The sequence below is a fragment of the Candidatus Andeanibacterium sp. genome, assembly GCF_057143545.1.
On record NZ_DBNHSF010000210.1, the window covers coordinates 1 to 12293 of the forward strand.

16 protein-coding genes are annotated in these 12293 nt (G+C 64.5%); 8 read left to right on the top strand and 8 right to left on the bottom strand.

The genetic code is table 11. From position 1 onward, the window contains the following. From AC16XC_RS12245 to AC16XC_RS12255, 3 genes are all read left to right on the top strand, one after another. Positions 1–1247, top strand: a 1247-nt coding sequence (locus tag AC16XC_RS12245) for a tannase/feruloyl esterase family alpha/beta hydrolase (RefSeq protein WP_484034941.1), incomplete at its 5' end; no start/stop codon positions are given. A 38-nt stretch (positions 1248–1285) separates the two neighbouring features. After that, on the top strand, positions 1286–4018 hold the full coding sequence (locus tag AC16XC_RS12250) for an ATP-dependent DNA helicase (RefSeq protein WP_484034942.1): 2733 nt from the start codon (positions 1286–1288) through the stop codon (positions 4016–4018). Between the two features lie 15 nt (positions 4019–4033). Continuing rightward, the gene (locus tag AC16XC_RS12255) at positions 4034–4573 is read left to right on the top strand and encodes a SixA phosphatase family protein (protein ID WP_484034943.1); all 540 of its coding nucleotides are present in this window, start codon (positions 4034–4036) and stop codon (positions 4571–4573) included. A gap of 3 nt (positions 4574–4576) precedes the next feature. Here AC16XC_RS12255 and AC16XC_RS12260 read toward each other — a convergent pair whose 3' ends face one another. The 5 genes from AC16XC_RS12260 to rpmF all read right to left on the bottom strand — a co-directional run bounded on the left by AC16XC_RS12260 (position 4577) and on the right by rpmF (position 7594). Next, on the bottom strand, positions 4577–4927 hold the full coding sequence (locus tag AC16XC_RS12260) for a MerR family transcriptional regulator (RefSeq protein WP_484034944.1): 351 nt from the start codon (positions 4925–4927) through the stop codon (positions 4577–4579). 7 nt (positions 4928–4934) lie between these two features. Then, positions 4935–5234, bottom strand: a complete 300-nt coding sequence (locus AC16XC_RS12265) for an integration host factor subunit alpha (protein WP_484034945.1) — start codon at positions 5232–5234, stop codon at positions 4935–4937. A 111-nt stretch (positions 5235–5345) separates the two neighbouring features. Then, the gene (locus tag AC16XC_RS12270) at positions 5346–6311 is read right to left on the bottom strand and encodes a beta-ketoacyl-ACP synthase III (RefSeq protein WP_484034946.1); all 966 of its coding nucleotides are present in this window, start codon (positions 6309–6311) and stop codon (positions 5346–5348) included. Next, a complete protein-coding gene (gene plsX / locus AC16XC_RS12275) occupies positions 6308–7387 on the bottom strand; it encodes a phosphate acyltransferase PlsX (RefSeq protein WP_484034947.1) in 1080 nt (359 codons plus the stop codon). Before plsX ends, AC16XC_RS12270 begins: the two co-directional genes overlap by 4 nt. Positions 7388–7411: 24 nt before the next feature. Then, positions 7412–7594, bottom strand: coding sequence for a 50S ribosomal protein L32 (rpmF, locus tag AC16XC_RS12280; protein WP_484034948.1), 183 nt, complete (start codon positions 7592–7594; stop codon positions 7412–7414). 193 nt (positions 7595–7787) lie between these two features. Between rpmF and AC16XC_RS12285 the strand changes: the two genes are divergently transcribed. Beyond that, a complete protein-coding gene (locus AC16XC_RS12285) occupies positions 7788–8180 on the top strand; it encodes an MAPEG family protein (protein WP_484034949.1) in 393 nt (130 codons plus the stop codon). A 124-nt stretch (positions 8181–8304) separates the two neighbouring features. Here the strand turns inward: AC16XC_RS12285 and AC16XC_RS12290 are convergent, their stop codons facing one another. Beyond that, positions 8305–9267, bottom strand: coding sequence for an acyl-CoA desaturase (locus AC16XC_RS12290; RefSeq protein ID WP_484034950.1), 963 nt, complete (start codon positions 9265–9267; stop codon positions 8305–8307). 81 nt (positions 9268–9348) lie between these two features. On the opposite strand from AC16XC_RS12290, the gene AC16XC_RS12295 reads away from it, so the two are divergent. Continuing rightward, positions 9349–9654: a metalloregulator ArsR/SmtB family transcription factor gene (locus AC16XC_RS12295; RefSeq protein ID WP_484034951.1), complete on the top strand. Its 306-nt coding sequence runs from the start codon at positions 9349–9351 to the stop codon at positions 9652–9654. Here AC16XC_RS12295 and AC16XC_RS12300 read toward each other — a convergent pair. Further along, positions 9651–10298, bottom strand: coding sequence for an MBL fold metallo-hydrolase (locus AC16XC_RS12300; RefSeq protein WP_484034955.1), 648 nt, complete (start codon positions 10296–10298; stop codon positions 9651–9653). The genes AC16XC_RS12295 and AC16XC_RS12300 overlap by 4 nt on opposite strands. A gap of 319 nt (positions 10299–10617) precedes the next feature. On the opposite strand from AC16XC_RS12300, the gene AC16XC_RS12305 reads away from it, so the two are divergent. After that, positions 10618–10869 (top strand): DUF1153 domain-containing protein, encoded by a 252-nt coding sequence (locus AC16XC_RS12305; RefSeq protein WP_484034952.1) that lies wholly within the window; start codon positions 10618–10620, stop codon positions 10867–10869. A 39-nt stretch (positions 10870–10908) separates the two neighbouring features. Here AC16XC_RS12305 and AC16XC_RS12310 read toward each other — a convergent pair whose 3' ends face one another. After that, the gene (locus tag AC16XC_RS12310; protein WP_484034956.1) at positions 10909–11559 is read right to left on the bottom strand and encodes a S24 family peptidase; all 651 of its coding nucleotides are present in this window, start codon (positions 11557–11559) and stop codon (positions 10909–10911) included. A gap of 111 nt (positions 11560–11670) precedes the next feature. Here AC16XC_RS12310 and AC16XC_RS12315 point away from each other — a divergent pair, with 111 nt between their 5' ends. Together AC16XC_RS12315 and AC16XC_RS12320 are read left to right on the top strand one after the other, a co-directional pair. Next, positions 11671–11859, top strand: coding sequence for a hypothetical protein (locus AC16XC_RS12315; protein WP_484034953.1), 189 nt, complete (start codon positions 11671–11673; stop codon positions 11857–11859). Then, the gene (locus AC16XC_RS12320) at positions 11849–12205 is read left to right on the top strand and encodes a hypothetical protein (protein WP_484034954.1); all 357 of its coding nucleotides are present in this window, start codon (positions 11849–11851) and stop codon (positions 12203–12205) included. Before AC16XC_RS12315 ends, AC16XC_RS12320 begins: the two co-directional genes overlap by 11 nt. Positions 12206–12293 lie beyond the last annotated feature (88 nt).

Below are 12293 nucleotides of genomic sequence, written 5' to 3' on the forward strand. Positions count from 1 at the left end.
TGCCCGAACAATGGAACGGCCGGATGCTGGGGCTCGGCGGCGGCGGCTTTGCCGGGAATGTCTCGTTGTTCGCGGCCCGCGAGGGGCTGCTGGCGGGCTATGCCACGGCCCAGACCGATGGCGGCCATCCCGAGACCGATGTCTGGTACAATGGCTGGGCGTCGAACCCAGCCAGCGTCGACGACTTCAGCTGGCGTGCAGTTCACGAAATGACCGTCTCGGGCAAGGCGCTGATCGCTTCCTATTACGGCGAGCCGCACGAGCGCGCCTATTTCCAGGGCTGTTCGACCGGCGGCCGGATGGCGCTGATGGAAGCCCAGCGCTTTCCGGACGACTACGACGCGATCAGCGCCGGGGCCCCGGTCTACACGCTCCAGGTCCAGACCAGCGCGATCATGCGCAGCAATCTTTTCCGGCGGCCGGGAGCGGGCCTGACAGCCGAGCAATTGGGACTGGTCAATCGCGCCGTGCTGAACGCCTGCGATGCGAATGACGGGCTGGCCGACGGCATCATCAACGATCCGCGCGCCTGCGATTGGGATCCGGGCGAGCTGGTCTGCAAGTCCGGGCAAGAGGCAGGCAGTTGCATCTCGCCGGGCCAGGCCGAGGCCCTGCGCACCGCCTATGCGGGGATCCGGGCGCCGGATGGCGAATGGGCGATGCTGCCGCTGGCCAGGGGCGGCGAACCCGGCTGGATTCCTTTCATCGCTGCCGATGGTGCCGAATTGGCTCCTGGCAATACTGGCGGGATCATGACGCTGGGCGGACCGCTGCTGGGCGATTCCGCGTTCGATTTCGCGAACTTCACCGCCGCCGATGCAACTAGGGCCCGAGCAAGCCAGTTCGCCCGGACCTACGAAGCCAAGAACCCGGACCTGTCCGCGTTCGCGCAGGCCGGAGGCAAGCTCCTCATCTGGCACGGCGAGAACGACCAGGCACCGAGCACCGTGGCCACGGCGGACTATGTCGATGACGCCTATTCCCGCGATCCGTCCATCCACGAAAGCGTCCGCTACTTCCCCTTGCCCGCCGTCCCCCATTGCCGCGGCGGTCCGGGCGCCGACGATCTCGGCCTGCTGGAAGCGCTCGACGAGTGGATGGACAGCGGCAAGGCGCCCGAAGCGCTGGTGGCGACGCGCGGCGGCGAGATCACCCGCAAAGTCTGCGCCTGGCCGAAGGTCGCTCGCTTTACCGGTGGCGCTGCCAATGATCCGGACAGCTGGGAGTGCGTAAACAGGGGCAGCTGAACTTGCCCGCCGTTCCATTTCCGTTCTAGGCTCGGAACATGACCGCCGTCACGCTCCCCGCGCTGCATTCGAGCCATGCCGGCAGCTGGTTGCGGCCGGGAGCGGGCGAGACAAGTTCTGTCGGCAAGGGCCAGGCGATCATGGCGGTCGCCGACACGCCGCACCTGCTCCTCAACGCGCCGCTGGTCGCCACCCGGCTCGGCTATCCGGATCTTTCCGGCCTCGACCTGCTCGAACTGTTCGCCTTCGTCCATCCCGCCCGGTTTTGTGTCCCGACTCCCAAAGGACTTGCGCATGCGCTTGGACTCCCGGAACCCGCAAGCGACGAGGACGTGCCATCCTTCCTGCAACAGGCCGCGGCGGTCCTTGCCGATACCTGTTCGCGCGGGGACTGGGCCGAGCGCGAGGGCGCCTGGACCGCGCTCCAATCGCTCGCCCGCCTGCGTTGGCCCTGGGCACAGTTCATCGCGCCGCATGTCGAGCAACCGCAGCGCGCCGAACGCTGGCTCTTTGCGCGCCTGCCCGAATGGGAAGAGGCGCCAGAGCGACCCCCGCCGGCGCAGGTGACGCTCGACCTGTCCGAGGTCGAGCAGCGGCTCGACCGGCTGATCGGCAGCGACGCCGAAGAGCGCCCCGGCCAGCGCGCCTATGCCGCCGAGGCCGCACATATTTTCGCTCCGCGCCAGCGGCGCGATGCGCCGCGAATGCTGCTGGCCCAGGCGGGTACGGGGATCGGCAAGACCTTGGGTTACCTCGCCCCGGCCTCGCTCTGGGCCGAGCGCTCGGGCGGCACGGTCTGGGTGTCGACCTTCACCAGGAACCTCCAGCGCCAGCTCAGGCAGGAAAGCAGCCGCATCTTCGACGGATCCGGTCCCGCCGAGCGGCCCGATGGCAGCCGGCCGGTCGTGGTCCGCAAGGGGCGTGAGAACTATCTCTGCCTGCTCAATCTGGAGGATGCGCTGCAGGGAGGCTTCAGCGGCCGGGCGGCGATCTTGGCGCAACTGGTCGCGCGCTGGGCCGCCTACACGCAGGACGGCGATGTCGTGGGTGGCGATTTGCCGGGCTGGCTCGGCGCCCTGTTCCGCCGCCGGGGCATCGCTTCGCTCACCGACCAGCGCGGCGAATGCATCTATGCCGGCTGTCCGCATTACCGCAAATGCTTCATCGAGCGCTCGGCGCGGGCGAGCGCACAAGCCGACCTCGTGATCGCCAATCATGCGCTGGTGATGGTCAATGCGGCACGCGGACGGGATCATGCGCAGCGCCCGACGCGGATCATCTTCGACGAAGGGCACCATGTGTTCGAAGCCGCGGATGCGACCTTTGCCGCGGAGCTGACCGGGCTCGAATGCATCGAACTGCGCCGCTGGATCATCGGACCCGAGCGCAACTCCAAGGGGCGCAGGCGCGGTCTGGCCGCGCGGCTTGCCGACGTTGCGAGCTATGACAAGGCTGGCGGCAAGGCGATCGCCGCGGCGATCGCGGCGGCCGGGGCGCTTCCGGGCGAGGGCTGGCTGCAGAGGCTTGCGGAAAACTTGCCGTCCGGTCCGATCGAGGGCCTGCTCGCGGCCGTTCGATCGCTGACCTATGCGCGCGACGAATCGGGCGGGCAGGAAGCGGGGTACGCGATCGAGACCGAAGCCGCCCAGCTCGACGGCAATTTCATCGAACTGGCGACGCAGGCACAATCGGCATTGGCCGAAATCCGGGTACACCTGATGAAACTGGGCGTGAGGCTCGAGGCCTTGCTGGAGGATGCGCCCGATTGGCTGGATGCGCAGAACCGCGCGCGGATCGATGGCGCGCGCTTTTCGCTCAGCTGGCGGATCGGGATGCTCTCTGCGTGGGAAGCCCTGCTCGACAGGATGGGCGGTCCGGCTGATCCCGATTTCATAGACTGGCTCGCGGTCGATCGCTCGGATGCAAGGGAATTCGATGTCGGCATCCACCGCCATTTCCTCGATCCGATGAAGCCGTTTGCCGAAGTCGTGCTCGAGCCCGCGCATGGCGTGATGCTGACCAGCGCCACGCTGAAGGACGGAGAGGACTGGACCGCCGCCCTGGTCCGTTCGGGCGCCAACTGGCTCGATGTCGTGCCGCAGCTGAGCGAACAGGAAAGCCCGTTCGACTATGCCGGCAATGCCGAAGTGCTGATCGTGACCGACATCAAGAAGGGCGACATTCCCGCGCTGGCGGGCGGCTATGCCCGGATCATCGAAGCCTCGCAGGGCGGAGTTTTGGGCTTGTTCACTGCCATTAAGCGCTTGCGGGCTGTTCATGGCAGGATCGCCGACCGGCTCGCCAGGGACGGCCTGCCGCTCTACGCGCAGCATGTCGACCCGATCGACACCGGTACGCTGGTGGACATCTTCCGCGACGATCCGCGCGCTTCGCTGCTCGGTACCGATGCGCTGCGCGACGGAGTGGACGTTCCCGGACACTCGCTGCGCTGCGTGGTGATGGAACAGGTCCCGTGGCCTAAGCCCTCGATCCTCCACCGGGCGCGGCGGGCGGCAAATGGCGGATCGGCCTATGACGATCGCATCATTCGCGCGCGGCTGTCCCAGGCCTTCGGCCGGCTGATCCGGACCCATCGGGACAGAGGGCACTTCGTCGTGCTGTCGGCGGCTTTCCCGAGCCGGCTTTTCACCGCTTTTCCTAAGGGGACTCCGATCATCAGGTTGACCCTTGAAGAGGCTTTACAACGGCTCTCGGGCGGTGTTTCAGTCGCGAGCGACGCGAGCCCCGTATCCACTCCAGCGCGCGACTAGGGAAGAGAGCCGGAATTGAAGCTGCTCGGCATCCTGCGCCATGCGAAGTCCGATTGGGACGATTTGAACCTGCGCGATTTCGACCGCGGCCTTAACCGCAGGGGCAGGAAGGGCGCCGCCCTGATGGGCGACCATATTCGCGATTATGGCGTCAGTTGGGACCATATCCTTGCAAGCCCGGCCGTCAGGGTCAGGCTTACGCTCGAAGCGGCAGGATTGGACAATGGCAGCAGTGTCAGGATCGATTGGCAGGACAGGGCCTATCTTGCCAGCTCGACGATGTTGACAGAGTTGCTCAGGGCGGTCGAAGGCGATCCTGAAGCGGTCCTGCTTTCGGGTCACAATCCCGGGCTGCAGGAATTGATTTTCGACCTGGTTCCGCCCGAGGGTGAAAATCGCCTGTTCGACCAGGTCGCAGCAAAACTCCCGACCGCCAGTTTCGCAGTGCTGGAGCTTAAGATCGATGATTGGACCCAGCTTTCGCCCGGTTGCGGCAGCCTTGTCCACCTAGCCCGCCCGCGCGACCTCGATCCCGAACTGGGGCCCGAATATTAGGCTTCAGTCGAGCGCCGAAGCCAGTTTTTCGCGGAGCGCCCGCAACTGAGGGACGATCTTTGCATTGGCTGCCGACTCGGGCCGTGCCGTGGACGCAGCTCCCTGCAGGGCCTGCTTTGCCCCCTTCAGCGTATAGCCTTCCTGGTTCACCAGGCGGTTTATCGTATCGACAATCCTTATGTCTTCGGGGCGGTAATAGCGCCGGCCTCCGCTTCGCTTGAGGGGATTGAGGGTCGGGAACTGCTGTTCCCAGTAGCGCAGCACGTGCTGTTTGATCCCCAGCGCGTTGGCTACCTCGCCGATAGTACGCAGGGCGGCGGCATCCTTGCCGTCTGTGAAGCGCGGGTCCGCCATCGCCGGTTCAGCCCTTCGCGATCCGGTCCTTGAGGATCTGGCTGGCACGGAAGGTCAGGACGCGGCGCGGCGTGATCGGCACCTCGACTCCCGTCTTGGGATTTCGACCGATCCGCTGCTTCTTGTCGCGCAGAAGGAAAGTCCCGAAACCGGAAACCTTCACATTCTCCCCGCGAGCGAGTGCATCGCTCATGTGATTGAGCACCTGTTCGACAAGATCGAGCGATTCGGCCCGCGAGAAGCCCATCTTGCGATTGATGACTTCGGCAAGGTCAGCTCGGGTCAATGTGCCTACTGAACGCATCATCTCTTCGCCCCCTCATGGTTGCGTGACCCCGACAGACTCCCCTCAAGGACCCAGACTAACACTTTGTGGAAACTTGGCAATATCGCGGGAGACGAATCTCATCCCGCGGCGTCACATGCGCAGGAGCGTGGCCCCCCAGGTGAAGCCCGCACCCATCGCCTCCAGCATGACCAGATCTCCCGCCTTGATCCTGCCGTCGCGAATGGCGACATCGAGCGCCAGCGGGACCGAAGCGGCCGAAGTGTTGGCATGCCGATCGACCGTTACGACCACCTTTTCGAGCGGGAGTTCCAGCTTGCGGGCAGTCGCGTCGAGAATGCGGGCATTGGCCTGGTGCGGCACGACCCAATCGAGGTCGGAAGCCTCGATTCCCGCCTCGTCCAAGACTTCGTCCAGGACATTGGCAAGGTTGACAACCGCATGCCGGAAGACTTCGCGCCCCTTCATCTTGAGCTTGCCGACATTCTCGGAGGTGGACGGCCCGCCGTCGCAGTACAGCAGTTCGTTGAGGGCACCGTCGGCATGGAGCTTCGATACCAGGATGCCCGGGCCGTCGTGGGCGACGTCTTCCGCCTTGAGCACGACCGCGCCCGCTCCGTCGCCGAACAGCACGCAGGACGCCCGGTCGTCCCAGTCGATCAGCTTGCTCATGGTTTCCGAGCCGATCACCAGCGCGCATTTGCCGAGGCCGGTCCGCAGCATCGAGTCGGCCACCGCAATTCCATAGATGAAGCCCGAGCATACGGCCGCGATGTCGAACGCGGTGCAGCCGTTGCAACCCAGTGCGTCCTGCACGATCGTCGCCGATGCCGGGAATGTCTGGTCGGGCGTCGTGGTGGCGAGGACGATCAGGTCGATCTCCGGCGCTTCGACCCCGGCAGCCGCCATCGCGTTCCTGGCCGCTTCGGTGGCAAGGGAAGAGGTCGTTTCGCCCTCGCCCGCGATGTAGCGATTGCTGATCCCGGTCCGATCGACGATCCACTCGTCCGAGGTGTCGACCGTTTTCGCCAGTTCCTGGTTGCTCACGGCGCGTTTGGGTAGGGCGGATCCGCTGCCCTTGATGACGGAGCGGATCATTCGGCGGCCTCGCTGCCATGGGCTGGATCGTTGTTGTATTCGCCGTCGCGCAGGCGCTGCTCGCCAAGTTCGGCAAGCCCGGCGGTGATCCGCTCGGTGAGCTTCTCCTCGAGCAGGCGCGCAGCCACGGCGACGGCGTTTGCGACACCGAGCGCGGTCGCCCCGCCATGGCTCTTCACGATCACGCCATTCAGGCCGAGGAATACCGCCCCGTTGTGATTGTTGGTGTCGAGGTGACCGCGCAGCAGCTCGGTCGCCGGCCGGCTGATCAGGAACCCGATCCTTGATCGCAACGAACTCTGGAAACTTCGCCGCAGCAGGTCCGCCACGAACCGCGCGGTTCCTTCCACCGCCTTCAAGGCGATGTTGCCCGAAAAACCATCGGTCACGACCACATCGACATCCCCGCGCGAGAGGCCGTTGGCTTCGACGAACCCTTCGAACTTCATGGCAAGGCCGGTCGCTTCGCGCAGCCGGTTGGCGGCTTCCTGCAATTGCTCGGTGCCCTTGGTATCCTCGGTCCCGATATTGAGCAGCCTCACCCGCGGTGCCGGCTGATCGGTGACGATCCGCGAATAGGCCGCTCCCATGATCGCGAACTGGACAAGGTTGCGGGCATCGCAATCTGTATTCGCGCCAAGGTCGAGCATCACAACGTCATGTTCGCCGAGCGTCGGCATAAGCGCCGCCAGGGCCGGACGGTCGATTCCGGGCATGGTGCGCAAGGCGAGCTTGGACATGGCCATCAGCGCGCCGGTGTTGCCGGCGCTCACGGCGGCCCCGGCTTCCCCTTCCTTGACCGCATTGATCGCGAGGCCCATCGAAGTGGTCTTGGCCCGGCGCAGCGCCTGGGTCGGCTTCTCGTCGCCTGCGACAACATCCTCGCAATGGAGGATTTCGGAAGCCCCGCGCATGTTCGGATGGTCTTCGAGCGCGGCCTTGATCCGCGCTTCGTCACCCACCAGCAGGAATTTGAACCGGTCGTGCTTGCGCCGCGCCAGCGCAGCGCCTTCGACCATCACGCGCACGCCTTCATCGCCGCCCATCGCATCAACGGCGATACGCGGCAGGCTCATCGAATTGTCTCCTGAAGGCGGGTCTTAGAGCCCTTTGGGCTCAACGACCTCACGCCCGTTGTAATAGCCGCAATGCGGGCACAGGTTGTGCGGGCGCTTGAGCTCCCCGCAATTCGAGCACTCGTGGAATGCGTCCGCCTTGAGGGCATGATGCGAGCGCCGGATGCCACGGCGATGCGGCGAGACTTTTCTCTTGGGGACGGCCATTTCGTCACCTGTTCCTGCAAAAATTCGTTCACAATCGAAACCGCACTAGGCGAAGCCCCTGCCATGCACAAGTGCATGGTCGAATGTGCCCAACCATGGCGGCGAAGGCGCGCCGTATAGCGATTTTCACACGCGTTGCAAGCGCTCCGGCAAGGCTGTAGCAATCGCGGCGAGAAAGAGGAGGCCATTGGCGATGATCCTACCCGTAACCCTGACATCCTGCGCGGCAGCCGGGCTGATCAATATCTGGCTCGGAATGCGGATCGGCAGGCTGCGCGGAGAGCTCAAGGTCAGCGTCGGCGATGGCGGGCACGAATCGCTCGTGAGGCGGATGCGCGCGCAGCTGAATTTCGCCGAGTACGTGCCCTTCGTCTTGCTGCTGGTCGCGGCCGTCGAACTGGCCGGGAAAGGCGGGCAATGGCTCGCCTATGTCGCTGGGGTCTTCATCCTCGGCCGGATCGCCCATGCGCTCGGGATGGACGGCGGGAAGCTCGGACTGGGCCGCAATATCGGCATCATGGTGACGATGCTGACCCTGCTCGGCCTGTCGGTGTTTGCGGTGCTGATTGCGGCAAGAGTGGTCTAGCTTGGGTAAGGCATCAGAGCCCATACAAAGCAGTGCACCTGTGATACCGGCCTCGCCGAAAACGCCACCACGCCCATTGTGATGCAGCCTTCCCCATGGTTCGGCGGCTCGTGTTGCGCTTCAGTCACCATGCCGGGCCTCTCCGCCTTTTCCCGAGCTGCCGCAGCGGACGTAGATTGACGAGCGCGAGCTGTTCCCGGCGTTCGGGCATCATCGCCGGAAGGCAGACATCCCAGGCGAGCCCCAATCGCTCCAGCAGGCGAATGAACGCAAAGCCCCAGTCGCTCTGACCCGGGTACAGCCCGATCCGGGCCGAGCCGGGAAAGGCATGGTGGTTGTTGTGCCACGCCTCGCCCATGGTCGGGATCGCCGCCCAGGGCACATCGTATGCCTGTACGCCAGCCGCCTTGACCAACCAAGTCTGCGGCCCGCGCCGGTGCGCCAGGTGTCCGACGAACCAGTGTCCATGCACCGTGATTGCCACCCGTGCACAGACGCCCCACACGACGAAGCCCCATCCGCCGACCAGCCACAGCACCGCCGCGACCGGTAATTGCTGTGCCATCCAGGTCCGCTCGAGGAAGCGGTAGAAGCCGTCGCGCTCGATCCGCCCCAGATCATATTTCGGCGGCGCGTCGAGTTGCAGCCGGCAATGGAGCTGCCACCACGCGTCGACCAGCATCGGTCGGCGATGCGCGAGGTAATCGTGGCAATTGCGCTGCCGCTGCGCCCAGTCGCGCAGATCGTGGGTGCGGACGATCCAGATCGGCCCGCTCATCCCGGCGACGGTGCCCATCCAGACCAGGAAGCGCTCGATCCAAGGCTTGGTCGCAAAGCTGCGATGGATGAGCAGGCGGTGGAAGCCAACCGAATGGCCGAGCAGCACCGCGCCGCCGGTTAACAGGACAAAGATAACGAGCGCCGCGGGAGTCGCGGTCACCGGCCCGAACAAAAGCGCCACTGCCAACATGCCGCCGTTCCAGGCGCTGTGGGCGGGATCCCAGCGGACGGTCCCCTTCGCGGCATTGGCGCCGAGTGTTTCCACCAGCCAGTTCACTTCGCAGCGATCGCGTGACGTCCGACTCATGGTCATCCCTCATTAATTAACTAATAGCTTAAATACAGATACCGACTGGAAAGCAATTAAGCAATAACTTATATGAGCGTCATGCAACGCGTTTTCGAAGCCCTCTCCTCCGCCGTCCGTCGCAAGATTCTTGCCTATCTGGGCGATTCCGAAATGACCGCCGGCCAGATCGCCGAGCGATTCGACATCTCGGGCCCGGCCGTGTCCCAGCATCTCTCGGTGCTGGAAAATGCCGGGCTGGTGGGGCGCGAGAAGCGTGGGCAATTCGTTCATTACCGTCTGGTCGAGGACAATCTCGCCAACACGCTAAATTGCTACCTGCAGGAAGTCTGCCCGGTCTCGCGCTCGATCAAGAAGCAGAAGAAGGCCGAATCCAAGAAGGCCTAGCGCCCCGCCATCGCGGCATCGCTGACGAAGCCGTTATCGATCCGCTCCTGGCCGAATGTGCTCACCGGGCCATGGCCGGGAATGAAAGTAACCTCGCTTCCGAGCGGCCAGAGCTTCTTGGTGATGGAATCGAGCAGGTCCTGGTGATTGCCCATCGGGAAATCGGTCCGCCCGATCGAGCCGCGAAACAGCACGTCGCCGACAATCGCGAATTTGGTGGCGCGGTTGAAAAACACCACATGGCCCGGCGTGTGGCCCGGGCAATGGATCACTTCGAGTTCGACCTCGCCCACGGTGACGGTGTCGCCATCGACCAGCCAGCGGTCGGGTTCGAAGGGTTCGCCGGTTAGCCCCCAGCGCCTGCCGTCCTCGTCGAGCCGGGAAATCCAGAAGCGGTCGGCCTCTTGCGGCCCTTCGACCGGCAGGCCGAGTTCCCTGGCGAGAATGCCGGTCTGGCCGCAATGGTCGATATGGCCGTGGGTGACGAGCAGCTTCTCCAGCGTCACCCCGGCACGTCGGACAGCGTCCTTGAGCTTGTCGAGATCGCCGCCAGGATCGACCAGCGCACCCCGCATCGTCGCGGTGCACCAGATCAGCGAACAATTCTGCTGCAGCGGCGTCACCGGTATGATCGCCGCGCGCATCGGTGGGGTCTTGGGCGCTTCCATGATGGGTAGGTGAAGGAGAGACGGACGGCTGACAAGACCTTCCCCCTCGATGGGGGAAGGATACGAAGCTTTGCCAGCTTGCTGGCTAGGCGAAGTTGGTTGGGGGTGCCGTAACTAAGGTCCGGGAGATCATCCCCACCCAACTCTCCCCCATCAAGGGGGAGGGCGGTTTCTCGGCACATCGGGCCAACGCCGCCGTGGCACGTTTGGCCGAAATTAACCATGTTCGATAAGACGGAATTAACCCATTCGGTAGACCTTTACACGCACAGGGGGGCCAATATGGAGCCCTGAAATGTCCATTATTGCCTTGAAGAACAACGATATCAGGAAGATTTGTTCTGACCTTCCAACCACCTATTCGACCCGCTGGAGCGCATCGAAAAAGGCGGCCGTGGTCCGTGCCGTCCAGTCGGGAATGCTCAGCCTTTCCAGGGCTCTCTCGCTCTATCGCCTCAGCCGGTTCGAATATGACAGCTGGCAGAAGTCCTACGCGGCAGGCGGAAAGTCCCGGCTGCTGATGAAGGAACTCCAGCACGCGAGGTGACGATGGTGGAAGGGAGGTCGGCGCCCCGTTGTCCCTGGTTCAGAGCCGCCCTCCCTTCCACACCACCCGCCCGACGATCTCCGCCTCGCCAAGCCCGACCTCGATCGGCGGATAGGCCGGATTTGCGCTGATCAGTAGCAACTGCCCCGGTCGCCCCGCCTGCACGCGTTTGACATGCAGCGCGTCGCCCAACCGGATGACATGGATCCCTTCGCGCAACGTTCGCTTGCTGCGGTCGACCAGGATCTCGTCGCCGTCGCGCAATTCGGGTTCCATCGAATCTCCGGCAACCGCGATCGCCGAAAGCCGCTGCGGATCGAGACCTTGCTCGCGCAGCCAGCGAGCGGAAAAGCGGAACGCGTCGAAGGCAGCCTCCTCGCCCGCCAGCGTACCTGGCCCCGCGGAAGCATCGAGCGGCAGGCGGGGAATCTCCGCCCAGTCGGACTTCCTTTGCGAATCGTAGGAAACATCCGTCGAGCCACCCAGCTCGGCTTCCGCGACACCGAAGAACCGGGCCAGCATGCGCCGGTCGTCCTCGGCCAGGCGCTTGGGACTGCCCTTGGTGATAAATTGTTGAAGATAGGTGCCGTTTCGTCCGATCAGGCGCGAAAGCGAGGCCAGGCTCACGCCTCGTGCCTCCGCCAGTTCGGCCAGGCGGTGGCGGGCATCGGAAGCATTATTGGCGACGATTTTCACAACGCTTCATCCTACGCGTAGGATTTTTCCTAGACAAGTAGGATTTCATGCGCGAGCAAATCCCGATCGCGATTCGCCAAGTAATTATTCCCAAACGAGGTGCCGATGTTGATCCGAAAGATAGAAAAGTTCCTCCGCGCGACCGACATGCCGGCGACGAAATTCGGCCGTCTCGCGGCGCACGATCCGCGCTTCGTGCTCGATTTGCGCAACGGGCGGACGCCCCGCACCAGGACCGAGGCAAGGGTGGAACATTTCATGAACACTTATCGGGAGGCCGGCCATGCGGGCTGATCGCGTCAGCGTGCCCCGCGTCCCGCGCGTCCGCCGCACCACCGCCGACCGGCTGCGCGATGCGCTGCTCGAGCTTGCGGGCGGCCATGGTCGGATCGCCAGCCATAGCGAGACCGCCTGGGCAAGCATCACCTTCGCCGGGACGCGGCACCGGCTCGAACTCCTGTTCGAAGGCGCAGACGGCGTGGCCGCGGGCGAGGCCCTGATCGAGGCGTTGCCGGAGCATGAATTCGCGATCCCGCGCCAGCTGGTCGCCGATGCCAACGTCGGCGAAGTCGATCACCGGTTGGCGCCCGAGCCGACGCTGGCGATCGTGGTCGAGATGCTGCTGCTGGAAGACGCCTAAGCGTCCAGCTGCCACTCCCAGCCGAGCGGATCGCCGTCCATCACCTCGACTCCCTTGGCGGCGAGTTCGTCGCGGATCGCATCGGAGG

What these genes read in the sequence shown, in the direction of transcription:
- AC16XC_RS12320 (WP_484034954.1), top strand. Translation starts at nt 11,849, where the DNA reads ATGCGGGCTGATCGCGTCAGCGTGCCCCGCGTCCCGCGCGTCCGCCGC.
- plsX (WP_484034947.1), bottom strand. Translation starts at nt 7,387, where the DNA reads ATGAGCCTGCCGCGTATCGCCGTTGATGCGATGGGCGGCGATGAAGGC.
- AC16XC_RS12270 (WP_484034946.1), bottom strand. Translation starts at nt 6,311, where the DNA reads ATGATCCGCTCCGTCATCAAGGGCAGCGGATCCGCCCTACCCAAACGC.
- AC16XC_RS12285 (WP_484034949.1), top strand. Translation starts at nt 7,788, where the DNA reads ATGATCCTACCCGTAACCCTGACATCCTGCGCGGCAGCCGGGCTGATC.
- AC16XC_RS12305 (WP_484034952.1), top strand. Translation starts at nt 10,618, where the DNA reads ATGTCCATTATTGCCTTGAAGAACAACGATATCAGGAAGATTTGTTCT.
- AC16XC_RS12250 (WP_484034942.1), top strand. Translation starts at nt 1,286, where the DNA reads ATGACCGCCGTCACGCTCCCCGCGCTGCATTCGAGCCATGCCGGCAGC.
- AC16XC_RS12315 (WP_484034953.1), top strand. Translation starts at nt 11,671, where the DNA reads ATGTTGATCCGAAAGATAGAAAAGTTCCTCCGCGCGACCGACATGCCG.
- AC16XC_RS12300 (WP_484034955.1), bottom strand. Translation starts at nt 10,298, where the DNA reads ATGCGCGCGGCGATCATACCGGTGACGCCGCTGCAGCAGAATTGTTCG.
- AC16XC_RS12290 (WP_484034950.1), bottom strand. Translation starts at nt 9,267, where the DNA reads ATGAGTCGGACGTCACGCGATCGCTGCGAAGTGAACTGGCTGGTGGAA.
- AC16XC_RS12265 (WP_484034945.1), bottom strand. Translation starts at nt 5,234, where the DNA reads ATGATGCGTTCAGTAGGCACATTGACCCGAGCTGACCTTGCCGAAGTC.
- AC16XC_RS12260 (WP_484034944.1), bottom strand. Translation starts at nt 4,927, where the DNA reads ATGGCGGACCCGCGCTTCACAGACGGCAAGGATGCCGCCGCCCTGCGT.
- rpmF (WP_484034948.1), bottom strand. Translation starts at nt 7,594, where the DNA reads ATGGCCGTCCCCAAGAGAAAAGTCTCGCCGCATCGCCGTGGCATCCGG.
- AC16XC_RS12295 (WP_484034951.1), top strand. Translation starts at nt 9,349, where the DNA reads ATGCAACGCGTTTTCGAAGCCCTCTCCTCCGCCGTCCGTCGCAAGATT.